Raw genomic sequence first — 25,500 nt, forward strand, 5'->3', positions numbered from 1 at the left:
TCTAGTGCGGATGACCGTGAACCTCCTCTAGGCCCGCCTGGTGCACGTGCTGATGGGTGTGCTCGGTGCCGTCGGCGTGGGCGTGGGAGTGCTCGTGCTGGACGTGGTCATGCTCGTGCGCGGTGTGCGCGTGCGCGTGAGTGACGTCGCCGTGCCCGTGTTCGTGCGCGTGGGGCGCGTCGTGGGTGTGCTGCTCGGTCATGGTGCGTCTCCTTGGGTCGAATGCGTTGTGCCGCTTCCTTGTTCACTTGGTGCCGCTGTCGCGCCGGCTCGGTGGGGGCGCTGATACCGCGACGGCCTTCAGTCGACCGTCCCTGCGGTGATGACCGGGCACGCCCGGGCCCGCGTGCTCGGCGTTGAACACCGCGTCAATGACGAGCTGACGGACGTGGTCGTTCTCGAGGCTGTAGAAGATGGTGGTCCCCTCCCGGCGGGTGCGGACCAGCCGCGCCATCCGCAGCTTTGCCAGGTGCTGGGACACCGACGGCGCCGGCTTGCCGACGTGCTCGGCGAGTTCGTTGACAGACATCTCGCGGTCGGTCAGCGACCACAGCACCTGCACCCGGGTGGCGTCGGCCAGCATCCGGAAAACCTCGACCACCAGACTCACCTGATCGTCCGGCAACCGGCCTTCGCCACTATCTGCATGCATACGCAAACAGTATTAAAGTTTCGCGTCGCTGCCAACGGCTGCGTCTCAGGGTGACGGGACGACGGTCGACCGGCGCTGACCGCCGTTTCGCTCGTTCCAGAGTCGGTACACCTCCACCGCACCGTCTTGCGGTTGGTAGCGCATGGGCAGGCGGCGCCGGTCCCAGCTCTTGGCGAATTCGTCGTAGAAGGTGGCCACCTCGAAGTACTTGCGGTCGTCGAGGTAGTACTGCTCGTAGGCCTCGCGGGTGATCAGAAAGACGACTTCCCTGGGTGAGCAGTAATACAGCGAGCCGAGGCACATCGGGCACGGATGCGCCATCACGTAGATCGTGCAGTCGACCAGGTGCTCCGTGCCCAGCTTCACGCACGCCTCCCGGATGGCCAGGATCTCCGCGTGGGCGGTCGGGTCGCTCGTCTGTGCCACTTTGTTGGCGCTTTCGGCGAGGACTTCGCCGTCTTTGACGATCACGGTCGCGAACGGGCGACCACCCTCGGTGACGTTGCGCCGGGCCAGGTCGATCGTCCGCTGGGCGTAGTCGGTCATAGGCCGGAGGGTAGTCCCGCTGACCTTGGCGATCCGCCCTGTGATACTGACTAGATTGTCTATTTAATTTGGTCGGGATGAGGGAGCACTATGGCGCGCACCGATCGTGATCGCTGGGATCTGGCGACGAGCGTGGGAGCTACGGCGACCATGGTCGCCGCCCAGCGTGCCCTGTCCTCCGATGCGAAGCTGATCGAGGACCCTTACGCGGCGCCGCTGGTGCGTGCCGTCGGGATCGACGTCTACGTCCGTCTGGTGAACGGCGAGATTCCGGCCGGCGGGGCGTCCGAGTTCGATCCGCACCGGATGGCGCGAGGGATGGCTTGTCGCACAAGGTTTTACGATGACTTCTTCCTGGACGCAACGCGGAGCGGAATCGGCCAGGCGGTGATCCTCGCGGCGGGGCTGGACGCGCGCGCGTACCGCCTGCCGTGGCCGGCGGGCACCGTTGTCTACGAGGTCGACATGCCGGAGGTCATCGAGTTCAAGTCTCTGACCCTGGACGATCTGGGCGCCGAACCGACCGCCGAGCGGCGCACCGTCGCCGTCGACCTGCGCGACGACTGGGCCACGGCGTTGCGCAGCGCCGGATTCGATCCGCAGGCTCCGTCGGCGTGGAGCGCCGAGGGCCTGTTGGTGTACCTGCCCGAGGCGGCTCAGGACGCGCTGTTCGACAACATCACCGCGCTGAGCGCCACCGGCAGCCGACTGGCCTTCGACTTCGTGCCCGACACCGCCATTTTCGCCGACCCCCGCTGGCGTGCGCACCACGACCGGATGAGTGAGCTCGGGTTCGAGGTTGACTTCAACGATCTCGTGTATCACGGCGAGCGAAGCCATATCGTCGACCACCTGAGCCGGCGCGGCTGGCGGACGTCGTCGCAGACCGTCGCGGAACTGCATGCGGCCAACGGCTTTGTCTACTCTGACGACGAGGTCGCCCAAGCCTTTGCCGATGTCACCTACAGCAGCGCCGTGCTCGGGCGCTGAGCGCCGATCGACCGAGGCTAAAAAACGCTTCGGTGCCCCCACTAGGACTCGAACCTAGGACCTGCGGATTAAAAGTCCGTAGCTCTACCAACTGAGCTATAGGGGCCGCGGAGATTCAGGATACTTGGGGCTCAAACCCGGCTCGTTTGAGGATTGGGCACACCGTGACCTAAGCTGACTTGGCTCCTAACGAAACCATGTTGCGAGTACCCCGGAGTGATTCGGTTCTGGCCCCCATCGTCTAGTGGCCTAGGACGCCGCCCTTTCACGGCGGTAGCACGGGTTCGAATCCCGTTGGGGGTACGCGACGCGGTGACGCGGAGCAGCAGCAAGGCCCTGTGGCGCAGTTGGTTAGCGCGCCGCCCTGTCACGGCGGAGGTCGCGGGTTCGAGTCCCGTCAGGGTCGCCAACTCGGCGAGGCACTACATGCCTTCCGGCCAGGTAGCTCAGTCGGTACGAGCGTCCGCCTGAAAAGCGGAAGGTCGGCGGTTCGATCCCGCCCCTGGCCACCAATCTAGAGTTTCGCGTCACACGTCTTCGTGCCCGTCGCTGGGCCCACGCGCTCACGATTGTCATGAATTGGGCGCCGCTATCACGACGTCGGTGACGAGCCCGAAGCGATGCACACGTGAGTGATGCTGGACCTGCCATTCGTCGCCGAGCAGCGTGGACAGGCTGATAGGGCGACACCCGCCAACCACTCGCGGCGCCACGCGCCAGAGGCCGCCCCACACTTGTGATATTGCGCGTTCGAGCTGACCTTCGCCGTGGGCGAGGCCGGCGAGGCAAAGCCGGCCTTCTGGGGAGAGGATGCGCCGCAGGTCACGAAGCACTTCGCGGGCATAGTGCACGTCGAGGAGGTCGAACACGAAGGCGGAAATCACGCGGTCGGCGAACCCGTCATCAGCCGGTAACGGCAGTGTGCCCTCGACCAGCACCACCTCGGCCCGATCAGCCCAGGCTCTGAGCCGACGGGTAGCTAGGTCGACCATGACCGGGCTGATGTCCACGCCGAGGTAAGTAACACTGCCCGGCAAAGAGGCCAGCAGGTGCGCAGCGAACCGGCCAGTGCCGCAGCCGAACTCGAAAATCGTCTGGTCTCCAGCCAGGGCCGCCTCGGCCACCAACCGTTCGGTGGTCGCGTCTTCATAGAACCCTTGCCAATCCTGCATGCGGCCGATCCGGTCGTAGACCGAGCGGGCTTGGTCCAACGTAAGTGCCATGGGTTGTCCTTTCAATGAAATGCGCAAGCTCGGCGGTTCGATCCCGCCCCTGGCCGTGCATAATCAACCGATCCATCGCAGTCTCCGCTGACATTTCGCACTCCAAAAGGGATGCGCCGAATCAAGTTCGATACCTGTCCGTGTTAGGGGCGCTACTGGTGACGGCAGGTGCTTTCGTGCGCCTTCGTCAGCCAGTACACGGCGCGCTCGATCGTGGGCACGATGTCAGTGATCACGATGGACCCAGCCGCGAACTGACCCAAGGCGCCGTAGACGACGCCGAAGACAAGACCCGCGACAAGCTGCGGCTGATCGTGGAGCGCGGCCTGATCGGCGGGCCCGCCCTGGGAGCCGACGAGGAGGAACGACTGCGGCGCAGCGGGTTGATCGCCACCCAGCTGATCGGCTTCGCGTTGTTGCGCTGCGTCTGGAAGATGGAGCCGATCGCATCAATGCCCGAGGACGAGGTGGTGGCGGCTATGGCGCCGAACCTGCAGCGCTATGTCCACGGCGACATCTCGTAGCAGATGACGCGACTGGGGGCGTTCAACGGCGACAATGACCAGATGCGTGTATTGCGGCCGATCCTTGCGCTAGCGGTCGCGGTCTCCGGGATCGGGACCGCGCAGGCGAGTCCAGATGTCCCGCCGGTGAGCGATGCGGCCCGCGACGCCGGATTCGTCGACGTCCGCACCGCGGTCCCCGACGCCATCATCGACCTGCGCTACGCGACCACCAACAACTTCACGCACACGCAGCTGTACCCGTCCGACGCCCGATGCCTGGTGCACCAGTCGATGGCGTCCGGACTTGCGACGGCCGCGACGGCGCTGCGCCCGCAGGGGCACCTGCTCGTGTTCTGGGACTGCTACCGGCCCCACGACGTCCAAGTCAAGATGTTCAACGTCGTGCCCAACCCGGCGTGGGTCGCCCGGCCCGGGCAGTATGCGCACAGCCACGAGTCGGGGCGCTCAGTGGACGTGACGGTGACGACGACACAGCAGCCGTGCGCGTCCGGGCTGCACGCCGAGGGGCTCTGCCTGGCCGACATGGGCACCGACTTCGATGATTTCTCCTCGCGCGCAAACGCTTTCGCAACCCAGGGGGTCAGCGCAGACGCCCAGGCGAACCGGGCGGCGCTGCGGGACGCCATGAAGTACGGCGGCCTGGCCCCGTACTCCGGGGAGTGGTGGCATTTCGACGGCCCCGGTGCCGCGGTCGACCGTCCGATCCTCAACGTTCCAGTGGATTGATCTCATATAGTGAGATATTTATTTCATATTATGAATTCACGGATACGCTTCAGGCATGACGGACGAACGCGGGCCCACCTACACCCACGGGCACCACGAGTCGGTGCTCCGCAGTCACCAACCACGCACGGCGGACGACTCAGCGGCCTACCTACTGCCCCACCTGAAGTCCGGCTTGTCGGTGCTGGATATCGGATGCGGGCCCGGGACGATCACCGCTGATCTGGCCGCCCGCGTCAGGCCGGGGCAGGTAACGGCCGTCGACCAGTCGGCCGACGTTCTCGGCGTCGCCCGCACCGAGATCCAGCAGCGTGGCCTGTCGAACGTGTCGTTCGCGACCGCCGATGTGCATCGGCTCGACTTTCCGGACGGCGCATTCGATATCGTGCACGCGCATCAGGTGCTCCAACACGTCGCGGATCCGGTAGCGGCACTGCGGGAGATGAAACGGGTGTGCGTATCCGGCGGCGTCGTAGCGGCCCGGGACGCCGACTACGCCGGATTCATCTGGTTCCCGCAGTTGCCGGCGCTGGACCTGTGGCGCGAGCTGTACCAGCGCGCCGCTCGTGCGAACCGGGGCCAACCCGATGCGGGGCGGCGGTTGCTGTCCTGGGCGCAGCAGGCGGGTTTCGCCGATGTGACGCCGACGGGCAGCGTGTGGTGCTACGCGACGCCGGCGACGCGCGAATGGTGGGGCGGCATGTGGGCCGACCGGATACTGCACTCGCGGGTCGCGCGCGACCTGCTGGAGCTGGGTTTGGCCACGGCGGCCCAGCTCGAGGAGATCTCCGCGGCCTGGCGCGCGTGGGCCGCGGCGCCTGATGGCTGGCTGTCGATCCCACACGGCGAAATTCTCTGCCGGCCATAGGCGGTTCAAGCCCGATCGGGGGCCGGAACACCGCCAAGCTGCGCTTGATTCCCCAGTTCAGGCGTGTGGTATTGGCATTCTCTTTTTTTGCAAGTACGTTATTCATCGATGGATAACGCTGCTCAGACACCATCCGGCATTCCGCTCGCGCCGGTGTACGGCCCGAGAGACGTAACGGCGTCACCTCCGGCGCCCGGGGAGTTTCCGTTCACCCGGGGCAACTTCGCGTCCGGCTACCGCGGCAAGCTCTGGACCTTCCGGCAATACTCGGGATTCGGCACCGCCGAGGAATCCAACCGCCGATACCGCTACCTGCTGGAGCAAGGCGGCACCGGGCTGTCGGTGGCGCTCGATCTGCCGACCCAGTGCGGGTACGACTCCGACGATCCGGAGTTCGGCGAGGAGGTCGGCCGGGTCGGTGTCGCGGTGGACACCCTGGCCGACTTCGAGATCCTGTTCGACGGCATCCCGTTGGACAAGCTCAGCACCAGCATGACGATCAACGGAACGGCGGCGATCCTGTTGGCCTTCTACGTCGCCGCCGCCGAGAAAAAGGGGATACCGCGAGCGAAACTCACCGGGACCATCCAGAACGACATCCTCAAGGAGTACGCGTCCCGCGGAACCTGGATTTGGCCGCCGGAGCCGTCGCTGCGGCTGATCGCCGACACCATCGAGTTCTGCGCGGCCGAGGTGCCGCGATTCAACGCGATTTCCGTCGCGGGCGCCCACTTTCGCGACGCCGGGGCCAACGCGGTGCAAGAGATGGCGTTCACCCTCGCCGACGGGGTGACCTACTGCGACACCGTGGTGGAACGCGGTCGGATGACCATCGACCAGTTCGCACCGCAGATCTCGTTCTTCTTCTACACCCATGGGGACTTCTTCGAGGAGATCGCCAAATACCGTGCGGGGCGGCGGCGTTGGGCGACGATCGTGCAGGAGCGTTACGGGGCCCCGGATAAGCCAGTGACGGCCAAGGCGGCGATGTTCCGCTTCGGCTGCGTCTGTGGTGGCGCATCGCTGTACGCGCCGCAGGCCCACAACAACATCGTCCGGGTGGCCTACGAGGCGATGGCCGCGGTGCTGGGCGGTGTCCAGTCGATGTTCACTGCGGCCTGGGACGAGCCGTTCGCCTTGCCCACCGAGGAAACCACGACACTGGCGCTGCGCACCCAGCAGATCCTGGCCCACGAAACCGGCGTGGCCAGCGTCGCGGACCCGCTAGGCGGCTCTTACTTCGTCGAGGCGCTGACCGATGCCACCGAGGCTCGCATCGTCGAGATCATGGATGACCTCGAGCGGCACGGCGGAATGGTCCATGCCATCGAGGACGGTTACCTGCAGGGCCTGATCGCCGACGAGGCGTTCAAGACCCACGGGGACATCGAGTCCGGTGCCCGGCCCGTCGTCGGGGTCAACCGGTTCGTGACCGAGGAGCCGGAACCGGATGTCGTGACCTACGAACTGGACGCGGAGGGCCGCGATCTTCAACTCAAGCGACTCTCCAAGGTGAAGTCCGAAAGAGATTCGGCCGCAGTCAAATCCAGTCTCGCAGCGCTATCGCGCGCCGCCGAAGGAGACAACAATCTGATGCACAGGCTGATCGACTGCGCCAACGCATACTGCACCGTCGGTGAAATGGTCTCCGCGCTCAAGGCGGTGTGGGGCGAATTCCAGCAACCGGTGGTGTTCTAGTGGCTGCCCGGATTCTGGTCGCCAAGCCCGGCCTGGACGGACACGATCGCGGTGCCAAAATCGTCGCACGCACTTTGAGGGATGCCGGTTTCGAGGTGATCTACACCGGCATCCGGCAGCGCATCGAGGACATCGCCTCGATCGCCGTCCAGGAGGACGTGGCGGTCGTGGGCTTGAGCATCCTGTCCGGTGCTCATCTGGCGCTCACCGCGCGCACCATCGAGGCACTGCGCGCCGCCGACGCCGCGGACATCGCGGTCGTGGTCGGGGGAACCATCCCGCACGCCGACGTGCCCAAGCTGCTATCCACCGGGGCCGCCGCGGTATTCCCCACCGGCACACCGCTCGATGTCCTTGTGCGGGAGATCCGCGCATTGACCGGCACCCGCGATCCGGTTGTGGAGGAACAGTGCGCGTCGGAGTGATGATCGGCGCCGAGCGTGGCGACATGGCCCGCAAGGTGGACAAGCTGGCCTCGGATATCGAGTGGGCCGAATCCGCGGGCCTGGACACCGCGTGGATGCCACAGGTTCCCGACGATTTCGACTGCCTGACCATGGTGTCCCTGATGGCCGCGCACAGCTCGCGCATCGAGCTGGGTACCGCGGTGGTGCCACTGCAGGCCCAGCACCCAATCGCCCTTGCCCGTCAAGCGCTCTCGACGCACGCCGTGGCCGGTGGACGGCTGGCGCTGGGGGTCGGGCCGTCGCACCACTGGATCATCCGGGACATGCTCGGATTGCCGTATGAGAAGCCGGCCGCCTACACCCGCGACTACTTGCAGGTGCTCAACGCCGCTGTCGCCGGGCCGGGACCGGTTGACGTCGAGAATGATTCGTTCACGGTGCACAATCCGCTGGCGATCGGGGCCGATACCCCGATGCCGGTTCTGGTCGCCGCGTTGGGCCCGGTGATGCTGCAGATCGCCGGTGAACTCGCCGACGGCACCGTGTTGTGGATGGCCGACGAGCGCGCGATCGGTGACCACATCGCGCCCAAGATCACCAAGGCCGCCGCGGATGCCGGGCGGCCGGCGCCGCGGATCGTCGCGGGCATCCCGGTATGTCTCTGTGCGCCCGGACAAGTCGACGAGGCCAAGGATCGGGCCAATCGCATTCTGGGCGAGGCCGAGGTGTCGCCCAACTACCAACGCTTGCTCGAACGCGGTGATGCCCGCGATGTCGGCGACCTGTGCGCGGCCGGCGACGAGGGCGCCATCCTGGCCCGGATGCGCCGCTTCGCCGACGCCGGCGTGACCGACCTGTCGGTGCGGCTGCTGCCCATCGGCGACAACCGAGACGAACTTGTCGCCTCCAAGCGGCGGACCCGCGAGATGATCGCTGCTCTGGCAACGGAGTTGCGTTGACGGCTAACACGGGGCCGTTGGCGGGGATACGCATCCTAGAGGTCGGCACCATGCTGGCCGGCCCTTACGCAACCATGCTGCTCGCCGACCTGGGCGCCGAGGTCACCAAGATCGAGCCGCGCGGTGGCGAGATCTCGCGAGGGGTCGGGGCCAGCTACTTCGCCAGCCTCAACCGCAACAAAGCCAGCATCTGTCTGGACCTGAATACCGACGCGGGACAGCAACGGCTGGGTGAGCTGGTGACGGAATCCCATGCGCTGCTGGTCAATCTGAAACCGTCGGCGATCCGGCGGCTGGGCCTCACCTATGAGCAGCTGCGCCCCCACAACGAGCGGATCGTCTGCGTGGCGATCACCGGGTTCGGCCTGCACGGCGGCGACGATCCGGCCTTCGACTACGTGGTGCAGGCGGGTTTCGGGATCGCCGCGCTGACCGGCGACCCCGATGGCCCGCCGACGCTGCCGGGCTACTCCTCGGCCGACAACTCCACCGGAATGTCCGCGGCCCTGGGGCTGTTGGCCAAGATTGTCTCCGGCACCGGTGGGCAAGTGGATGTCTCGCTGCGCGACGTCATGCTGTCGCAGCTGAACTATCACGCCTCCGCGTATCTCAATGACGGTGTCGGACCGCAGCGGCGCCCCTACGGAGCTCATTCGTATTATGTTCCAGCGCAACTGTTCCCGACCGCCGACGGGTATCTTGCGCTGTTCATCACGCACGACGGCTTCTGGAAATCGTTCGCCGAGGAGGCCGGTATCGGCGGCTTCGAGACGATGGCCGAACGCGTGTCCCGCCGCGACGAGGTGCTCGCCGTGGTCACGGCGATGCTGGCGACCGACACCGCCGCCGATTGGGAACGCAGGCTGCGTCCGTTGGGGGTTCCCGCGGCTGCGGTCAAAACGCTGCCCGAGGCGCTCGAGGCGACCCCCGAAGTCGTTGTGACTGCGGGCAACTTCCGCCTCGTCGGGAGTCCGATCCGCGTTTCGGGTTACGAGCCCGAATACCGGCCACCGCCGGAGCTGGGCGAGCTCTAGTTAAGGGGCGTCCCCGGCGGGGACAACGGCCGACACCACCAGCTGCAGATACGGGCGGTAGAGATTCACTCCGTCAAGTTGGCTGCCCAGGGTGACACCGTCGTTGACGGCAAGGATGACGCGGGCCAGGTCGTTGGCCGGCATCGTGAGCGATGCCCCCAGTCTCGCAATGTTTTTGGCGATGAATTCAGCCAGTGAGCGGATGGTCTCCATTCGCTGAGCGGCGAGCCTGTCGCGTGCCTCCGGGCTCCGCAGCAAAAACAACGTGAGTTCGTAGTTGAGCGCGGCACGGTGCGGATCGCCACTGGCCTGGCTCCACCGATCAGCGAGTTCGTCGATATCGATGTCGCCAAGCCGATGGAAGGACTGGATGACCTCGGTGAAGCCGTCGAGAAACCGTTGCCGTTGGCGGTCCGTCACCGCAAGGAACAACTCTTCCTTGGCGCCGAAGTGGGAGTAGATCGCGCCACGGGTGTACCCGGCTGCCTCAGCGATGTCCTCGAGCGCGGCCCCACTCAGGCCTTTGCGCGCGAAGACTTCTTCGGCGGCGTCCAACAACAGGCCGCGCGTGTGCTCGAGGCGTCGCTCCCTCGTCCACCGTTCTGCCATCGGCCCATCCTCCCACATCGCAGCACGCTTGTGGCCCTCTCGCGCGGCGCGAGCTCCCCGAAAGGATCTGTCGCGCAACACTAATGACCGGCCACCTCGCGATCGGAACGCTCCTCTATCGACGCCACGTCTCGATCGAACGGTCGCGGGTCCCACAGTGTGACATGAGCCACTTTAATACATTCTTGTATATCGCATACATACGTGTATATGGTGACAGCCGTCACACCAGGCGGATGCCGCAGTCCGCTCGCGTCCGACCGTCACGACGATGAGGAGATCGGCATGAGTCAAGTGACACGACCGGGGCAATGGGTGGAGCGGGACGCAGGTCTTGGACTCGATCAACACGACGTCGACGCCTTCAATATGTCCATCTCGACCGACCGCTACACGTCGAGCGATTACGCGCAGCGGGAGCGCGAGCGCATCTGGATGCGGGTGTGGCAGATCGCCGGGCGAGTCGATGAGCTTCCGAATGCGGGCGACTGGAAGCAGTACCGGATTCTGGACCAATCATTCGTGATCGTCCGCGGCAAGGATGAGAAACTGCGCGGATTCGTCAACGCTTGCCGCCATCGGGGAAACATCCTGTGCAATGCGGCTGCCGGGAACGCCAAGCGCGGCTTCCTGTGCCAGTACCACCTCTGGTCGTATGACTTGGAAGGCAAGCTGCGCGGGATGCTGCGGGAGAACCTGGCGGGCCCGATCGACAAGGACGAGAACTCGCTGCTGGAAGTGCCGGTAGACACCTTCGGCGGGTTCATCTTCGTCAACCCCGATCCGAATGCTCAGCCGCTCAGCGAATTTCTCGGCCCCGACGTTATCGAACTACTCACCCCATACCACCTCGACGACATGGTCACCGTGATGAATGTCCGGGAGCCCCTGGAGTGCAACTGGAAGGTCGTCATGGACGCCTTCGAAGAGGGCTACCACATCAACGGCATTCACCCGCAACTCCTGACGGTGCTCGTGATCGATCCGACGACCGCCCGGTACCGGTTCTTCGAAAACCACAGCGTCGCGGTTGCTCCGTTCGAAGTGAAAGGTGCCAGTGCAGAGAAGCAGATCGAGGGCATTCTGAACCTGCCGGACACCTTCCCGTCGACCGTTGCGGTGATCCCGCGCTTCCAGGAACTGGTCGCCGAATACCGGGCGCCGGACGGCTCGGTCGAGTTTCCCGACGGCGTCACCGCACGTAAGTTGCTCCAGCGCGCCACCCGCGACACTTTGACCGGCATGGGTCTCGACGTCAGCGGTCTCACCGACGACCAGATGAGCGACAACCAGGGCTGGGTGCTGTTCCCCAACTACTTCATGACCATCCGCGCCGGCGAGTGTCACGTCATCATGGCGGCGCCCCATCCTGACGGCGACCCGAATCGGTGCATCTGGCACGTCAGCAGCTACATGTACCTGCCACCGGAACACCGCGACGCCTTCCGCGTTCCGTTGACCGAGGTGGAGGAGCCCGGCAGCTACAAGTACTTCGAAGCGCTGCAACAGGATTACGAGCAGATGCCGCGACAGCAACTCGGGCTGCGCAACAGCAGGCTCGACCACATGTCGCTGGTCAAAGAGGAAGTCGTCATCGGGCACTACCACTCCGTGGTGGACCGCTACATGGCCAATGGCGCCTGAGCCGGGAGGAATTCCAATGAACATCGCCGAACGCATTGCCCACCACCGCCGGATGGCCGAGGCCTACCGCGACGCGTACCTGCGCCAGGGAGTCCAGGACGGCGAAGCATTCGCCGACGCTTGGAAATTCGCCGACGACGGTGTTTACGTCTCGCCGTATTTCACCGGCGACCAGGTATTCAAATTCAGTGAGTTCCCCGAGGACACCGCACGCGCTTCGACGATGGAGGCCAAGGCCTACTCGCTGACCTTCCCGGACTGGAAGCCCGCCGACTTCAAATACTGGCCGGCCGAGAACGGTGTCGTCATGAAGACCCGGTGGGAAGGCCACACCAAGGACGGCGTCCAGATGGGCTTCTACTCCTACAGTTTCATCGAGACCAACGGTGTTGGGGAGTTGACGCGCTGGGAGACCCATGTGAACGACGAGTACAACGCCTTCCTGGACGTCGCGATCGGAGTGCATGGCCCGTTCCACGGCACCCGAGAATACGTCGAGGCGCTCGAACGTTGCCTGGCCGAGGCCGGGGTATCGGTATGACGGTGTTGCTGAACGTCGACGACGTCATCGGCTCGCACACCGGCCGATCACGCACGGTGCTGCAGTACTGCACCGTCACGAAGCGTCTGGTCGACGAAGCGAAGAAGCCCGGCTTCTCGGTAAACAGTTGGGGGCCGCTGGCCGCACTGGTCGCCGTCGACCATTTCGAGCGAGTCGGCGCCTTCAAAGAGGTGATGAAGTGGCCGGACTATGTCGAATTCCTCACCCAGTGGGCCACATCGTCGAAATGGGAGTGCTCGTTCAAACACATCACCGAGTCCGGCGGCCGGGTGTTCCTCGAGCTGGAGGAGCGGAGCGAAGTAGGCGATTTCAGCAGCGTGGTGAATTCGCTGTCGGTATACGAGTTCACCGCTGATGACAGGATTCGCCACATCGACCTCTACCTGCAGATGACGCCGCCACAGCCGGAGATGTTCAAAAGCTTTGAGGGAGTGGAACTGCCGCAGTGAAGGCCGACGACATCGACAAAAGGGACTTGTTCACCGACAACGAGTTACTCGCCGATCCATACGGCTATCTCGGCGCGATGCGCGAGGAATTGGTCACCGGTTACGACGAGGGTGTCGCGATCTACAACGACACCAAGAGATTCTCGTCCTGCATTTCGGTAACGGGGCCGTTTCCGGGCTTCCCCGAGGCACTGGAGGGTCGAGGCGCCGACGACATCACCGAGCTGATCGCTGCGCGGCGTGACGACCTGCCGTTCAACGACCAGTTGCCCACCTTCGATCCACCGGCGCACACCGCGCACCGGGCGTTGCTGTCCCGGATGATCACTCCCAAGCGGCTCAAGGAAAACGAAGAGTTCATGTGGCGCCTCGCCGATCGTCAGCTGGACGTCGCGCTGAGCGGTGCAGGGTGCGAATTCATCGGGGATTTCGCCTCCCCATTCGCGATGCTGGTGATCGCGGACCTGCTGGGCGTTCCCGAGTCGGATCACGAGGAGTTCCGCGCCGCGCTGCTCAGCGAAGCGGGCACGATCGGCAGCAGCGAGGGTGACACGATGCGTCATTCGCCGCTGGAATACCTCTATGGCAAATTCACCGCCTACATCGAGGACAGACGGCGAAATCCGTGCGGCGACGTGTTGACCGGAGCCGCGTCCGCCACCTTCCCGGACGGCAGCACGCTCGAAGTGATCGACGCGGTGCGCGTGGCGGCCAATCTGTTCGCCGCCGGGCAGGAGACGACCGTGCGCCTGCTCAGCGCCGCGGTGATGATGCTCGCCGAAAGCCCGCAGCTGCAAAGCAAGTTGCGCGCCAACCGCGAACTCATCCCGGACTTCATCGAGGAGGCCTTGCGCTACGAGAGCCCGGTGCGCGGTGACTTCCGTTTGTCCAAGTGCCCGGTGACCGTCGGCGGGGTCGACCTGCCGGCAGGCACCACGGTGATGCTCGTCAATGCTGCGCTCAATCGTAATCCGCGCAAATTCCCCGGGCCCGATGTGTTCGACATCCACCGCCCCAACGCGCGCAGCCATGTCGCGTTCGGCCGCGGCCCGCGCGCCTGCCCCGGAGCGCCGCTGGCACGCACCGAGGCGCGCGTCAGTCTCGAGCGGTTGCTCGCCCGCACCAACAACATTCGCATCGATGAGGACAGGCACGACCCCCCCGGCAACCGCCGATACCGGTATCTGCCCATTTTCATCTTGCGGGGACTGACCCGGCTATACGTCCGTTTCGAGTAGTGCGATGCCGTTTCAGGGAACAACCGCGATCGTGACCGGCGGAGCCATGGGACTGGGCTTGGCCATCACCGAGGCGCTCGCCGCCCGCGGCACCAAGGTTGCGATGTTCGACATCGCCGCCGAGTCGGTGCAGGAGCAAGCGGCTCGGCTGAACGGAAACGGCGCCGACGTCGGAGGCTATGTCGTCGACGTGTCCGACCGCGCACAGGTCGAGTCGGCTGTGTCCAAGGTGCGGGCCGAACTTGGACCGGTGCTGATCCTGGTGAACAACGCCGGCATTGAGCAGTTCGGCAAGTTCGCCGAGATCACGGACGAGCAGTGGGACCGGGTCATGGCGGTGAACCTGCGTGGTCCGTTCATCTGCACGCAGGTGGTGCTGCCCGACATGCTCGATGCCGGGTGGGGCCGCATCGTCAACATCTCGTCGTCCAGCGCACAGGGCGGTCAGGCGCGGATGGCTGCCTACGTCAGCTCCAAGTCCGGCGTGATCGGCCTGACCAAGAGTCTGGCCCTTGAGCTCGGCCCGAAAGGCATTACAGTCAACACGATTCCTCCCGGCATGGTGGTGACCCCGATGCTCGAGAAGGCGATTGCCGAAGGAAGGTTTACCGCTAGCCTGGAGCACTTCGCGAGCATCACGCCGGTGCGCCGGGCGGGCCGACCGGAGGATATCGCCAACGCGGCGGTTTTCCTCTGTCAGGACGAATCGTCGTACATCACCGGACAAGTCATCGGCGTCAACGGAGGACGGAGAACATGACCGACGAGGACGGCGACCTAAGGCAAACGCTGACTCCCCTGACCGCCGACCAGTGGGGCGACGCCGAGTATGCGGCCTTCGGTGTGCTGCTGGGTATTCCGGGCGACAGGGTGCCGCGAGCCGGTTCGGGACACGCCATGGACCCGCTGAAATTCGACATCATCGGCCTGCTTGCCCGCCATCCCGAGATGGCTCGAGCCTTTCTGACCTTCAACGGCTTCCTGCTGCGGCGCGGCGAGTTGTCGCCGCGCCTGCGTGAGCTGGCGATCCTGCGTGTCGCCAACGCCCGCCACTCGGCCTTCTTCTGGGGCGAGCACACCAGACTCGCCATCGACAGCGGTGTACCAGAGGAGGACATCGCGAGGCTCGCTGAAGGCAACGAGGGGTTCTCCGGTGCCGACTTGCTTGTGCTGGAAGCGACGGACGAACTTCTCGCCGACGGTCGTGTTGACGGCGGGACCTGGGAGCGGCTGGTGGCCGCACTCGACACCCACGCCGCAATGGAATTGATCTTCGTCGTCGGCACATACACCATGTTGGCCATGGCCTTCCAGACCTGGGGCCTCGCGCCTCCGCCTGGCAGCGCGCCGTTGCCAGGACCGGCACCGCGTTAGGATTCCGCAGCGATGGACCTGCAGCGAGTCGGCGACGGACTCGAATCACAGCACTGCTCCACAGATACGCCCGCGCGGTCGACGCCAAGGACTGGGATTTATACCGGCCGGTGTTCACAGAGGACGCCCACATCGACTAGTCCTCGGCTGGCGCCGCCGCAGGTCGCCGCGACGAAGTGGTCGCATGGCTGGAACAGGGTTTCGGCGGAATCCCGATGTCCATGCACTACATCACCAACGTGGAAATCCTTGCGCTCCAAGCTGATCCGCGAAGGTCCGGTCGATGTTCTACAGCCCTATGCAATTGCCCGTCATGTCGGAACTGAGCTATTGCGGCGGTTATTACCACCACGACCTGGTGCGAACGGCCGACGGCTGGCGCAGCCGCGGGCTTCGCGAGGAGAACGTCTGGTTCGTCAACCCGCCGGCTGGGAGCTGAGCGCGCAGGCCCCTTTTGCCGCCGAGCGTGAAACTGGCTTCACGCTCGCGCTGACACGCCTAGCCGCCCTGCTACGGCAGCTTGGCGAGTTGCTTCTCCTGATAGCGCCGAGCCCATTCGGCGCGCGACCGGATGGACACGTCCACGTCAAGCGCATTGGCGCGCAACGCTTTCACGTTGGCCTGCGCGCGGGGCGTTCGCGCGAACGGATCCCAGCTGAAGAACCGGCAGGCGTTGCCCCAGGTGATCTTGTTGATGTCGGAGTCGTCGGCACCGGCGGCGTTCAGCTCGGCCAGCACCTTTTCGGGTGCGTCCGGCCAGAAGCAGTCCGAGTGCGGGTAGTCGCATTCCCAGGCGATGATGTCGATGCCGATCTCGTGACGCAGCTTCAACGACGTCTTGTCGGTGACGTAGCAGGCCAGCGAGTGTTCGCGAAAAACCTCGCTGGGCAGCTTGTCCCCGAAGTCGCGCCGCAGCCATTTCTGATTGGTGTAGTGGCGGTCGCTGCGGTCCAGATAGAAGGGAATCCAGCCGATGCCGCCTTCTGAGAACGCAAACTTCAGGTCCGGGTAGCCGCGCATGGCGGGCCCCCACAGCAGATCCTGCGCGCACATCGCCGACACCTGGGTGGCCAGGATGATCAGGTTGTCGATCGGCGCGTCGGGGGCCATGCTGATCGCCCCGAACCCGGTGCCGATGTGCAGGCACATCACCACGTTCTGCTCGGACAGGGTACGAAACACCGGGCCCCAGTACTCGTCGTCGTGATAGCTCGGAAGCCCTTCCAGATGCGGCAGTTCCGGCATCGTCACCGCCCGGCAGCCCTTGGCCGCCACCCGGCGGATTTCGGCACACATGGCGTCGGGGTTCCACGTCGGCAGGATGGCGATCGGAATGAACCGATCCGGGTAGGAGCCGGCCCACTCGTCGATGTGCCAGTCGTTGTAGGCGGACACCATCACCAGGGTGACGTCCTCGCGCGTCATGTTGAGGTGTCGAGCCGAAAAGCCGGTGAAGGTGGGGAAGCACATCGACGCCAGGATGCCGTTGCGGTTCATATCCCGGACGCGTTCATGGACGTCGTAGACACCCGGTCGCATTTCGGCGAAACCCGCCGGGTCGCGACCCCATTCCTCGGCCGGCCACGACACCACGGCGTTGAGCCCGCTCACACCCTGCGGCCTGCCCTGGTACATCCACTGGTCGACGCCCTTGTCGTCGACCACGACGATCGGGGCCTCGGCCCTGTACTTGGCGGGCACATGGCGCAGGAACATGTCCGGCGGCTCGACCACATGGTCGTCAATGCTCACCAGGATCAAGTCATCGACGTTCACGAGACTAGCGGCTCCGCTCGCTGGTGGTCTCGAGCAATCGAGGGATGGGCGCGGGATCCAACAGCAACGCATCGGACATGTGCAACTGACCGGCGTTGGCGATCATGTTGTCCAAGATGGCCTGCAGGTCGTCGCCTTCGAGTTCGTAGATGGCGACATAGGGACCCTGCCCGTCAATCGGTCGCAGCCGGCGTGCCGCGACGATTCCGTCGAGCGCCAGCAATTGGGGTATGTGCACGTCGTCGTACCAGCTGTTGTATTCCTGTTCGCGTTCGGGCGAACTGGGCCGACTTTCGACGTACATGATTCCCTTGGCCATCGCCGCCACCTCTCTTCAGGCGCTACTCGTAGCGCACCGTAACCGAATCCGTGTCCGGCACGCCCTGGCACGTCAAAATGTAGCCCTCCGCGACTTCGTCCTCTTCGAGAGCGTCGTTGACCCGCATGGTGGCATGGCCTTCTTCGAGCTTGGCCATGCACGTGCCGCAGTTGCCCGCCTCGCAACTGAACGGCGGTTCCAGGCCGGCCCGCCGCGCGCTCTGCAATAGCGTCTCGCCGGGGACCAGCGGCACCGAGACCTTCTTGCGGTCCATGTGGATGGTCACCGTGCCCGCCCCGGAGCCGTTTGACCGATTTGTCACCCCGGTCTCCTCGATGCCTCGGGTGACTGTCACTCCGACCGCCCCCTCCCGTACTTGCATTCTTCACTATAGAGAATACTATTCTCACAGAGCGATAGGATCTTCTCAAGTTTGCGCGGATGTCAGGTCAGCCCGGCCTGTCAGGGAAGGACGGGACGTGACCGAGCCGGCCGCGGTCGTGTTCGAGGAACGCGGATTGAGCCTGCCCCAGCTCGGCGCGCTGGCCGACGGCTGGGCCGCGACTCTGGCGAAAACCGGTGTCGCTGCAGGTCAGCGGGTCGCGCTGATGGCGTCGAACCGGCCGGAATTCGTCGCCGCCTTGCTTGGGATCTGGCGCTTGGCCGCAACGGCGGTACTCATCAGTCCCGCATGGAAGCGGGACGAGGTCGACCACGCGCTCGCCCTGACCGACCCCGCTCACGCCGTCGGGGACCATCCCGTGCTCGCCGGCGCCATGCCGATGCTGCACCTCGACGAACCGACCGGGCCCGGGGAACCGCTGGCCGGACCGCCACCCCCCCAATCCGACGCGGTGCTGGTGTTCAGCTCCGGCACCACCGGGCTGCCGAAGGCGGTCCGACACACTCACGCGGCGCTGGACGAGGCCGTGCGGCACTGGCGCGAAGCGCTGCAGTTGACGCCGCGTGACCGGATTCAAATCGCCACGCCGCCGTCGCACATCCTCGGGCTGCTCAACATTCTCACGGCGCTGCGGACGGGGGCCTGCGTGCGGCTGCATACCCGGTTCGACATCGACCGGATGCTGCATCACATCGAAAGCGACCGCATCACAGTCGAAATGGCGGTCGCGCCCATCGCGCTGGCCATCGCCTCGCATCCCACGCTGGAGTCCTACGACCTGTCCTCGCTGCGCTACATCATGTGGGGAGCGACGCCGGTCAGCGCCGACGTCGCGAAGACGGTGACCCGGCGCACCGGCGTCGGCTGGGTGCCGGCCTACGGCACCACGGAACTGCCTGTGATCGCATGCAATCCGATCGACGGCGCCCAATTGGACGCTGTCGGGCGTGCAGTACCGGGTGTCGATCTGCGGGTGGTCTCGGTGGAGACGGGTGAGCCGGTCCGCCCGGGAGAGATCGGGGAGATTCAGGCCCGGTCCTCGTCGCTGATGGCCGGCTACCTGCCGGCCGAAGCGACCGCCGAGGTGATTTGCGACGGCTGGTACCGGACCGGCGACGTCGGGTGGATCGACGCCGGCGGCTGGCTGCGAATCACCGACCGCCTCAAAGAGATGATCAAGGTGCGCGGCTTTCAGGTTGCGCCCGCCGAAATCGAGACGGTGCTGCACGGCCATCCGGCCGTCAAAGACTGCGCGGTGTTCGGCGTACCCGACGGAATCAACGGGGAAGCGGTCGTCGCCGCGGTCGCGACATGCGCACCCGTCGACGCCGGCGAGCTCACCGCCCGGGTCGACCAGCGGCTGGCTTCCTACAAACACGTGAGCCGGGTCGTGTTCGTGCCCGACATTCCGCGCCTGCCGTCGGGCAAGGTGCTGCGCCGAAAGCTCAAGGAGCAATATGGATGTACGTCTGACAGCTGAACAACAGCAATTGCGCGACGCCGCCGCCAAGCTGGCAGACGACCTCGGCCCCTCGGCGGTCCAAGACCTCGACGACCAGGGCCGGATCGCGCGTCTGGACAGGCAAATCGCGGGGACGGGCTGGAGGTCGCTGCGCTCCGACGGCGCGTCGGGTGTCGAAGTCGCCATCGTCGCCGAAGAATTCGGGCGCCGGCTGGTCGACACACCGTTTCTGGGCCCGGTGCTCGCCGACGACCTGGCCCGGCGCGTCGACGCCGACAGCGCCGGCGCGACGATCGCGGTCGACGATCGCGCCGTCGACGCGCGCGGCGCCCAGCGGGCCCTGAGCCTCGCGGACGGGCGGGTCCTCGCCGCCGATGTGCTCGACTTGACCGACGGTGCGGACCTGACGCGGGCCGATGCCAGAATCGCGGAAACGCCGGTGACACTGGGCGAGACCTCTGCTGACGCCGCGGGCCAATGGCGGGCGCTCGCGCTGGTCGCCACGACGGCGGACCTGGTGGGCATCGCGCGGGGCGCGCACGCGGTCGCGTGCGACTACGCCAAAATCCGTGAGCAATACGGCAAGCAGATCGGGTCCTATCAGGCGATCGCCCACCTGCTCGCCGAAAGCCTTGCGCTGATTGAAGGTTCGATCAGCGTGTCGCGGCACGCCGCGTGGGCGGTCGACGAGCTGCCGCCGGCCGAGGCTATCCGGGCCGCACAGGTCGCCAAGGTGTACTGCGTCCGCGCCGCCAGAACCGTCTGTGAGACGGCCATTCAGGTGCACGGTGGCATCGGCAACACCTGGGACTGCCTGGTGCACGTCTACCTGCGCCGTGCCCTGATTTCGACCGAGCTGTGGCCCGTCGCATTGAAGGAGATCGATCTTGGACTTTCGTGACTCGCCGGACGAAGCCGCCTTCCGCGAGCGGCTCAGGTCTTGGCTTTCCGTGCACGCAGCAGAATTCGCCGGATCCGGCGACGAGTATTGGGCCCGGCAGGCCGAATGGCATCAGGCCCTCTACCGGGAGGGCTTCTTCGGGTTGTCGTTTCCCCGCGAATACGGCGGACAGGAGTTGCCGCCCGTCTATGACGTCATCGTCGACGAGGAACTCGCTCGAGCCGGCGCCCCGCCGCGGCCAAGCGTGGGCTACTTGATCTACGGGATCGGCCGGCACGCGAACGACGAAGTGCGGCAACGATTCCTGCCCGGCATCATCAACGGAACCGAGCGCTGGTGCCAGGGCTTCAGTGAGCCCGGCGCAGGTTCCGATCTGGCCTCGCTCACCACCACCGCTCGCCTCGAGGGCGAGACCTATGTGGTGGACGGGCACAAGATATGGACCAGCTACTCCGATGTCGCGGACTGGTGCCTTCTGCTGGCCCGCACCGACCCGGACGCCAAACGCCACCGCGGACTGTCGGCGTTCGTACTGGAGATGAAACAGCCTGGCGTGCAACAGCGCCCGTTGCGCATGATCAACGGGGTGACCAACGAATTCGGTCAGGTGTTCTTCGACGGCGCCAAAATACCGGCCGACCGGATGGTAGGCGCCCCCGGTGACGGCTGGGCGGTCGCCATGACCGTGGTCGGGCATGAGCGCGAGCCGTCCACGCTCGGCTACGCCGCCCGCTATGGCAAGCTGGTGCGAAGCCTGTACGCGCGCAAGGATGGTCCGGTTCCCGAGGAGCTCGCGTGGGCGGCGGTCCAGTCGGAGATGCTGACCCATCACGTCCGGCGGCGGCTGTCCGAGCAGCTCGACGGGGTCTCGCACGGGCCGGAAGGGTCGCTCGACAAGCTGCTGATGACCTGGGTCGAGCAATCCGTCGGACACGCCGCGCTGGCGGTCACCGGGACCCGCGATCCGGACCTGCTCAGCGCCTACCTGTACAGCCGCGCGCAGAGCGTGATGGGCGGGACATCACAGATACAAAAGAACATCATCGCTTCACGCATCTTGGGATTGTCGGAGTGATCGCGAACGCGGGCGAAGCCCGGGTGAAGCGGGTCACGAACATAAAAGGAGTCTGACATGTACGACATGCCTGCCGAAATCGACGTCCAAGCCGACGGTCCGCTTCGGATTATCACCTTGAACCGCCCGGAGTCGCTCAACTCCGTCAACGACGACCTGCACGTCGGCCTCGCGCGACTGTGGCAACGATTGACCGATGACCCCACGGCTCGTGCGGCGGTGATCACCGGGGCCGGCAGGGCGTTTTCGGCGGGCGGCGATTTCTCGTACCTCAAAGAGCTTTCGGCCGATGCCGAGCTGCGCGCCAAGACCATCCGGGACGGGCGCGAGATCGTCCTGGGCATGGCACGGTGCCGTATTCCCGTGGTGGCCGCGGTCAATGGGCCGGCCGTCGGGCTGGGCTGCAGCCTGGTCGCGCTGAGCGACATCGTCTACATCGCCGAAGAGGCCTACCTCGCCGATCCGCATGTGCAGGTGGGGCTGGTGGCCGCCGACGGTGGCCCGCTGACCTGGCCGCTGCACATCAGCCTGCTGCTCGCCAAGGAGTTCGCGTTGACGGGCACCCGCATCAGCGCGCAGCGCGCCGTCGAGCTCGGACTGGCCAACCACGTCGCGGCCGACCCCGTTGCGGACGCGATCGCCTGCGCGAAAAAGATTTTGGAGTTGCCCCAGCAAGCGGTCGAAAGCACCAAGCGAGTGCTCAACATCCATTTGGAGCGGGCGGTGCTGGCCAGCCTGGACTATGCGCTCTCCGCTGAGAGCCAGTCGTTCCTCACCGAGGATTTCCGCTCGATCGTCACCAAGCTGGCGGCGGGCAAGAACTGACCGACGCCGTTAGGCGCGCGATGAGTCGTGTCGCCGCAGAAAGTCACGCATCACGTGATCGAATTTGGCCGGCTCCTCGATGAAGGGCATGTGAGCGCTCTCCCCGAAAAATTCGAACCGCGAGCCGGAGATGCGCTGGTGCATCTCCCACATGTGTTCGGGCACGCATTCGTCGAACCTGCCCGCGAGGATCAGGGTGGGCAACGTGATTTCGGCCAACCGGCCGAACACGTCCCATTCCCTGATTGTTCCGACGATGTGGAAATCACTGGGGCCGAACATCGTCTCGAAGATGTCGGTGCCCATCTCGGCGAAGGCTTCCAAAAGCTCTGGCGGCCAAGGGCGTACGCGGCACAGGTAGGTTTCGTTCCAGGTACGGATCGCATCCTGGTATTCGGCCATGTAGGTGGTCCCGGCGGCTTCATGGCGTTCGATGGCGGCTTGGGTTGCGGGATCGAGTTCCGATTTCAGCCGCGCCACCATCTCCGAGAACTGCGGTATGGACGCGATGCTGTTCGAGATGGTGAGACTGACCGCCCGCGACGACACGTCGAGCGCGTACTGCTGAGCCAGCATGCCGCCCCACGAGTTGCCGAAGATGTGGAATCGGTTGAGACCGAGGCCCGCTACGACGGCATCCATTTCGGCCACCGACCGTTCCATGGTCCACAGTTCGCGGTTCGACGGACGGTCGGAATTGCCGCACCCGAGCTGATCCCAGTAGATGACTTCGCGCTCGTCAGCCAACCGCTCCAGCGAACGCAGGTAGGTGTGCGGCAACCCGGGGCCGCCGTGCGCCACCAGCACGGGAAGGCCGGCTCCGGCGCCGACCCTCTTGAACCACACGGTGCCGCCCGGGACCCCGATCGTTCCCTCCATTGCCGACGATGCCTCCTATGTTGGCGGGCGGACGGGAAAGTCGCGCGCTTCGGTGCCGGTATAGGCCGATTCTGCGTCAGCTCGCGAATCCGCCGCTGCTTGCAACGCCGACTCTCGAAATGAGAGAATAGTGTTCTCATACGCTGCGGGGGCTCTCGAGCACTCCCGACGCGCTTGCCGAAGTGGAGAAGACCCATGCCCGAAGCCGTCATCGTTTCCGCCCTGCGCACTCCTATTGGCACCGCCCGGAAGGGCACGCTGCGCGACACCAGCGCCTTCGACCTCGCGCACCACGTGGTCTCCGAAGCGGCGAAGGACCTGGACCCGGCGCAGGTTGACGACGTAATCCTGGGGGAGGGGCTGTACGGCGGCGGCGTGATCGCCCGGCATGCGGCCATTACGGCCGGCCTGACCCAGGTACCCGGTCTGGCGAACAATCGCCACTGCGCGGCCGGGCAGGCGGCGGTGCAGAGCGCGGCGGCAAGCGTGCGCGCCGGGATGGATCAGCTTGTCATCGCCGGCGGGGTGAACTCTGCCTCCACGTCGCCACGATCCCGGATGCAAGTGGATGGCGAATGGGTCGACTGGTTCCCCCCGACCCATCCAGACAGCCCCCAGGCGCCGAACCTCGACATGTCGATCACGGTCGGCTGGAACGCCGCCGTCAAAGCAGGTGTTAGCCGCGAAGAGATGGACGCGTGGGCGCTGCGGTCGCACCGCAACGCCATCGCCGCGATCGACGAGGGTCGTTTCAAACAAGAAATCGTTCCGATCGAGACGCCGCACGGGTTGTTCGCCGTCGACGAACACCCGCGCCGCGACACCACCATGGAGAAGCTGGCCGCGCTGAAGCCGCTGCATCCCGAAATCGAGGGCTTTTCCATCACCGCCGGCAACGCCTGCGGTGCCAACGACGGCGCGGCGGTGCTGACGATCGCGAGCGACGCGCTTGGGCTGCCGGCGCTGGCCACGGTGCGGTCCTGGGCATCCGTGGGGGTAGACCCGGCCATCACGGGGTTGGCGCCGGTGGAAGCCATTCCGAAAGCTCTTGCCCGCGCTGGCCTTTCGCTCTCGGATGTTGACCTCTTCGAGATCAATGAGGCCTTCGCCGCGATGTGCGTGGCGACCGTCAAGCTGCTCGATCTGGACGCGGACAAGGTCAATGTCAGCGGCAGCGGGTGCTCGCTTGGCCACCCGGTGGCGGCGACGGGAGCCAGGATGCTCGTCACGCTGGTCCACGAATTACGCAGCCGTGGCGGCGGGATCGCCGTCGCGGCCATGTGCGCGGGCGGCGGCATGGGGTCCGCCACCGTCATCGAGGTCCCAGCTCCCTAGATGGAGATCGCCGACTTGATTGCCGGCGCGCGCAACGGATCTCCGCGCGCGGTCGGTCGGCTACTTTCGCTCGTCGAGGGCGAGCGCCGCGACGAGGTGCTGGCCGGTATCGAGCCGTCATCGGTGAGCGCGCTCCTTGTCGTAGGCATCACCGGGCCGCCGGGCGCGGGCAAATCCACAACAATCGCGGCCCTGGTCGGCGCCTGCCGAGAGCGGGGGGACCGGGTGGCAGTGCTGGCGGTGGACCCGTCGTCGCCATTCAGCGGTGGTGCGCTGTTGGGTGACCGGATACGAATGGCCGCGCATATCAACGACTCCGACGTGTTGATCAGATCGGTGGCAACCCGCGGTCACGTCGGGGGACTGGCCGCCGCGGTGCCCGCGGCCATCCGGCTGCTGGGGGCGGTCGGCTACCACGTAGTGCTGCTGGAGACCGTGGGGGTGGGCCAATCCGAGATCGAGATAGCCGCGGTCGCCGACCCTACCGTCGTCATCCTCAATCCCGGTGCGGGCGACGCGATTCAGGCAGCCAAGGCGGGGGTGCTCGAAGTCGCCGACATCGTGGTGGTCAACAAGGCCGACCGCGAAGGTGCCGAACAGACCGTGCGGGACCTGCGGGAGGAGACTGATGCCCCGATCGTCAGCCTCATCGCCGCGCGCGGAGAAGGCATCGCGGAGTTGATGGCCGCCATCGAGGCCCACCACCGCGCCGACAGCCGTGCCCGTCGGCTGGCCCGCGCCCGTGCGCAGATCCTGTCGCTGGCGCAAACCCGGCTGCGGGGCCGGCCGGATCTCGACCGGCTGGCCGAGACCGTCGTCGACGGCGGCCAGGACCCCTACTCGGCGGCCGAGCAGTTGCTGTCACCGACCGACCGCCCGCAGGTCTGACCCCGATTGGGGGAACGGCGATTCATCCCCTTTGCGGACCGAGGGACAGATCGATGTCCCTGTCGGGACCCACATCTGCGTCGAGCTGCCGATCGCGAAATAAACCGATCGGCGGACCGCCCACCTTGACG

Annotated in this window: 29 protein-coding genes, 4 tRNA genes and 2 pseudogenes; 24 read left to right on the forward strand and 11 right to left on the reverse strand. The window is 65.7% G+C overall.

Going from position 1 to position 25,500, the window contains the following annotated elements; all coding sequences use genetic code 11:
* Position 1 precedes the first annotated feature (1 nt).
* Genes A5678_RS03365 through A5678_RS03375 form a run of 3 tightly spaced genes read right to left on the reverse strand, consistent with a single transcriptional unit; the run spans position 2 to position 1,198 of the window.
* Entirely contained in the window at positions 2-202 is a 201-nt protein-coding gene (locus tag A5678_RS03365; protein ID WP_068038404.1) for a zinc transporter Slc39a7, read from the reverse strand.
* 42 nt (positions 203-244) lie between these two features.
* A complete protein-coding gene (locus A5678_RS03370; protein ID WP_068038406.1) occupies positions 245-652 on the reverse strand; it encodes a metalloregulator ArsR/SmtB family transcription factor in 408 nt (135 codons plus the stop codon).
* 45 nt (positions 653-697) lie between these two features.
* Positions 698-1,198 (reverse strand): nucleoside deaminase, encoded by a 501-nt coding sequence (locus A5678_RS03375; protein WP_068038409.1) that lies wholly within the window; start codon positions 1,196-1,198, stop codon positions 698-700.
* A 90-nt stretch (positions 1,199-1,288) separates the two neighbouring features.
* Between A5678_RS03375 and A5678_RS03380 the strand changes: the two genes are divergently transcribed.
* Positions 1,289-2,188: a class I SAM-dependent methyltransferase gene (locus A5678_RS03380; RefSeq protein WP_068038412.1), complete on the forward strand. Its 900-nt coding sequence runs from the start codon at positions 1,289-1,291 to the stop codon at positions 2,186-2,188.
* A gap of 33 nt (positions 2,189-2,221) precedes the next feature.
* Here A5678_RS03380 and A5678_RS03385 read toward each other — a convergent pair.
* Positions 2,222-2,294, reverse strand: a tRNA-Lys gene (locus tag A5678_RS03385).
* A 124-nt stretch (positions 2,295-2,418) separates the two neighbouring features.
* Between A5678_RS03385 and A5678_RS03390 the strand changes: the two genes are divergently transcribed.
* The 3 genes from A5678_RS03390 to A5678_RS03400 all read left to right on the forward strand — a co-directional run bounded on the left by A5678_RS03390 (position 2,419) and on the right by A5678_RS03400 (position 2,700).
* Positions 2,419-2,491, forward strand: a tRNA-Glu gene (locus tag A5678_RS03390).
* A 29-nt stretch (positions 2,492-2,520) separates the two neighbouring features.
* Positions 2,521-2,597 (forward strand) — tRNA-Asp (locus tag A5678_RS03395).
* A gap of 26 nt (positions 2,598-2,623) precedes the next feature.
* A tRNA-Phe gene (locus A5678_RS03400) sits at positions 2,624-2,700 on the forward strand.
* Positions 2,701-2,760: 60 nt separating this feature from the next.
* Here A5678_RS03400 and A5678_RS03405 read toward each other — a convergent pair.
* A complete protein-coding gene (locus A5678_RS03405; protein ID WP_231983567.1) occupies positions 2,761-3,399 on the reverse strand; it encodes a class I SAM-dependent methyltransferase in 639 nt (212 codons plus the stop codon).
* A 164-nt stretch (positions 3,400-3,563) separates the two neighbouring features.
* Positions 3,564-3,674 (reverse strand): hypothetical protein, encoded by a 111-nt coding sequence (locus A5678_RS28285; protein ID WP_368664888.1) that lies wholly within the window; start codon positions 3,672-3,674, stop codon positions 3,564-3,566.
* A gap of 18 nt (positions 3,675-3,692) precedes the next feature.
* On the opposite strand from A5678_RS28285, the pseudogene A5678_RS03410 reads away from it, so the two are divergent.
* The 7 genes and pseudogenes from A5678_RS03410 to A5678_RS03440 all read left to right on the forward strand — a co-directional run.
* Positions 3,693-3,935: pseudogene (locus A5678_RS03410) on the forward strand (TetR/AcrR family transcriptional regulator); the annotation flags it as partial.
* Positions 3,936-3,977: 42 nt separating this feature from the next.
* Positions 3,978-4,664, forward strand: a complete 687-nt coding sequence (locus A5678_RS03415; protein WP_068038795.1) for a M15 family metallopeptidase — start codon at positions 3,978-3,980, stop codon at positions 4,662-4,664.
* Positions 4,665-4,719: 55 nt separating this feature from the next.
* On the forward strand, positions 4,720-5,532 hold the full coding sequence (locus A5678_RS03420) for a class I SAM-dependent methyltransferase (protein ID WP_068038417.1): 813 nt from the start codon (positions 4,720-4,722) through the stop codon (positions 5,530-5,532).
* A 108-nt stretch (positions 5,533-5,640) separates the two neighbouring features.
* Positions 5,641-7,230 (forward strand): methylmalonyl-CoA mutase family protein, encoded by a 1,590-nt coding sequence (locus A5678_RS03425; RefSeq protein ID WP_068038422.1) that lies wholly within the window; start codon positions 5,641-5,643, stop codon positions 7,228-7,230.
* Positions 7,230-7,655 carry a cobalamin-dependent protein gene (locus A5678_RS03430; protein WP_068038426.1) on the forward strand — a complete coding sequence of 142 codons (426 nt, stop codon included), beginning with the start codon at positions 7,230-7,232 and terminating at the stop codon, positions 7,653-7,655. Before A5678_RS03425 ends, A5678_RS03430 begins: the two co-directional genes overlap by 1 nt.
* The gene (locus tag A5678_RS03435; protein ID WP_068038429.1) at positions 7,640-8,596 is read left to right on the forward strand and encodes an LLM class F420-dependent oxidoreductase; all 957 of its coding nucleotides are present in this window, start codon (positions 7,640-7,642) and stop codon (positions 8,594-8,596) included. The genes A5678_RS03430 and A5678_RS03435 overlap by 16 nt, the downstream gene beginning before the upstream one ends.
* 50 nt (positions 8,597-8,646) lie before the next feature.
* Positions 8,647-9,630 carry a CaiB/BaiF CoA-transferase family protein gene (locus A5678_RS03440; RefSeq protein ID WP_068038799.1) on the forward strand — a complete coding sequence of 328 codons (984 nt, stop codon included), beginning with the start codon at positions 8,647-8,649 and terminating at the stop codon, positions 9,628-9,630.
* Here the strand turns inward: A5678_RS03440 and A5678_RS03445 are convergent, their stop codons facing one another.
* Positions 9,631-10,239: a TetR/AcrR family transcriptional regulator gene (locus A5678_RS03445; RefSeq protein ID WP_068038433.1), complete on the reverse strand. Its 609-nt coding sequence runs from the start codon at positions 10,237-10,239 to the stop codon at positions 9,631-9,633. It abuts the gene before it with no gap.
* Positions 10,240-10,524: 285 nt separating this feature from the next.
* Here A5678_RS03445 and A5678_RS03450 point away from each other — a divergent pair, with 285 nt between their 5' ends.
* The 7 genes and pseudogenes from A5678_RS03450 to A5678_RS03480 all read left to right on the forward strand — a co-directional run bounded on the left by A5678_RS03450 (position 10,525) and on the right by A5678_RS03480 (position 15,945).
* Positions 10,525-11,883 (forward strand): SRPBCC family protein, encoded by a 1,359-nt coding sequence (locus A5678_RS03450; protein ID WP_068038803.1) that lies wholly within the window; start codon positions 10,525-10,527, stop codon positions 11,881-11,883.
* Between the two features lie 16 nt (positions 11,884-11,899).
* Positions 11,900-12,424 carry a hypothetical protein gene (locus A5678_RS03455; RefSeq protein ID WP_068038436.1) on the forward strand — a complete coding sequence of 175 codons (525 nt, stop codon included), beginning with the start codon at positions 11,900-11,902 and terminating at the stop codon, positions 12,422-12,424.
* Positions 12,421-12,894, forward strand: coding sequence for a hypothetical protein (locus A5678_RS03460; RefSeq protein WP_068038439.1), 474 nt, complete (start codon positions 12,421-12,423; stop codon positions 12,892-12,894). Before A5678_RS03455 ends, A5678_RS03460 begins: the two co-directional genes overlap by 4 nt.
* The gene (locus A5678_RS03465) at positions 12,891-14,132 is read left to right on the forward strand and encodes a cytochrome P450 (RefSeq protein ID WP_068038442.1); all 1,242 of its coding nucleotides are present in this window, start codon (positions 12,891-12,893) and stop codon (positions 14,130-14,132) included. Before A5678_RS03460 ends, A5678_RS03465 begins: the two co-directional genes overlap by 4 nt.
* 4 nt (positions 14,133-14,136) lie before the next feature.
* Complete coding sequence (locus A5678_RS03470) at positions 14,137-14,892, forward strand: SDR family NAD(P)-dependent oxidoreductase (RefSeq protein WP_068038445.1); 756 nt, start codon at positions 14,137-14,139, stop codon at positions 14,890-14,892.
* Positions 14,889-15,506: a carboxymuconolactone decarboxylase family protein gene (locus tag A5678_RS03475; protein ID WP_068038447.1), complete on the forward strand. Its 618-nt coding sequence runs from the start codon at positions 14,889-14,891 to the stop codon at positions 15,504-15,506. Before A5678_RS03470 ends, A5678_RS03475 begins: the two co-directional genes overlap by 4 nt.
* Positions 15,507-15,550: 44 nt before the next feature.
* Positions 15,551-15,945, forward strand: a pseudogene (locus A5678_RS03480) (nuclear transport factor 2 family protein).
* A gap of 71 nt (positions 15,946-16,016) precedes the next feature.
* On the opposite strand, the gene A5678_RS03485 reads toward A5678_RS03480, so the two are convergent.
* Genes A5678_RS03485 through A5678_RS03495 form a run of 3 tightly spaced genes read right to left on the reverse strand, consistent with a single transcriptional unit; the run spans position 16,017 to position 17,956 of the window.
* Complete coding sequence (locus A5678_RS03485) at positions 16,017-17,282, reverse strand: amidohydrolase family protein (RefSeq protein WP_082945367.1); 1,266 nt, start codon at positions 17,280-17,282, stop codon at positions 16,017-16,019.
* Positions 17,283-17,286: 4 nt separating this feature from the next.
* Positions 17,287-17,601, reverse strand: a complete 315-nt coding sequence (locus tag A5678_RS03490; RefSeq protein WP_068038809.1) for a DUF4286 family protein — start codon at positions 17,599-17,601, stop codon at positions 17,287-17,289.
* Positions 17,602-17,623: 22 nt separating this feature from the next.
* Positions 17,624-17,956, reverse strand: coding sequence for a 2Fe-2S iron-sulfur cluster-binding protein (locus tag A5678_RS03495; protein ID WP_068038813.1), 333 nt, complete (start codon positions 17,954-17,956; stop codon positions 17,624-17,626).
* A 124-nt stretch (positions 17,957-18,080) separates the two neighbouring features.
* Here A5678_RS03495 and A5678_RS03500 point away from each other — a divergent pair, with 124 nt between their 5' ends.
* From A5678_RS03500 to A5678_RS03515, 4 genes are read left to right on the forward strand one after another with little or no spacing between them, the layout of a single operon-like run.
* Positions 18,081-19,484 carry a class I adenylate-forming enzyme family protein gene (locus A5678_RS03500; RefSeq protein ID WP_068038450.1) on the forward strand — a complete coding sequence of 468 codons (1,404 nt, stop codon included), beginning with the start codon at positions 18,081-18,083 and terminating at the stop codon, positions 19,482-19,484.
* Positions 19,462-20,367 (forward strand): acyl-CoA dehydrogenase family protein, encoded by a 906-nt coding sequence (locus A5678_RS03505; protein ID WP_068038815.1) that lies wholly within the window; start codon positions 19,462-19,464, stop codon positions 20,365-20,367. The genes A5678_RS03500 and A5678_RS03505 overlap by 23 nt, the downstream gene beginning before the upstream one ends.
* Positions 20,354-21,442: an acyl-CoA dehydrogenase family protein gene (locus A5678_RS03510; protein WP_068038453.1), complete on the forward strand. Its 1,089-nt coding sequence runs from the start codon at positions 20,354-20,356 to the stop codon at positions 21,440-21,442. Before A5678_RS03505 ends, A5678_RS03510 begins: the two co-directional genes overlap by 14 nt.
* 57 nt (positions 21,443-21,499) lie before the next feature.
* Positions 21,500-22,267, forward strand: a complete 768-nt coding sequence (locus A5678_RS03515) for an enoyl-CoA hydratase/isomerase family protein (RefSeq protein ID WP_068038456.1) — start codon at positions 21,500-21,502, stop codon at positions 22,265-22,267.
* Positions 22,268-22,276: 9 nt separating this feature from the next.
* Here the strand turns inward: A5678_RS03515 and A5678_RS03520 are convergent, their stop codons facing one another.
* Entirely contained in the window at positions 22,277-23,146 is an 870-nt protein-coding gene (locus A5678_RS03520) for a proline iminopeptidase-family hydrolase (protein ID WP_068038458.1), read from the reverse strand.
* 195 nt (positions 23,147-23,341) lie between these two features.
* Between A5678_RS03520 and A5678_RS03525 the strand changes: the two genes are divergently transcribed.
* Entirely contained in the window at positions 23,342-24,481 is a 1,140-nt protein-coding gene (locus tag A5678_RS03525) for a thiolase family protein (RefSeq protein ID WP_068038461.1), read from the forward strand.
* The gene (gene meaB / locus A5678_RS03530; protein WP_068038465.1) at positions 24,482-25,369 is read left to right on the forward strand and encodes a methylmalonyl Co-A mutase-associated GTPase MeaB; all 888 of its coding nucleotides are present in this window, start codon (positions 24,482-24,484) and stop codon (positions 25,367-25,369) included.
* The last annotated feature ends 131 nt before the right edge of the window (positions 25,370-25,500 follow it).

This window comes from Mycobacterium sp. E2733 (genome assembly GCF_001667585.1).
Taxonomy (GTDB): domain Bacteria; phylum Actinomycetota; class Actinomycetes; order Mycobacteriales; family Mycobacteriaceae; genus Mycobacterium.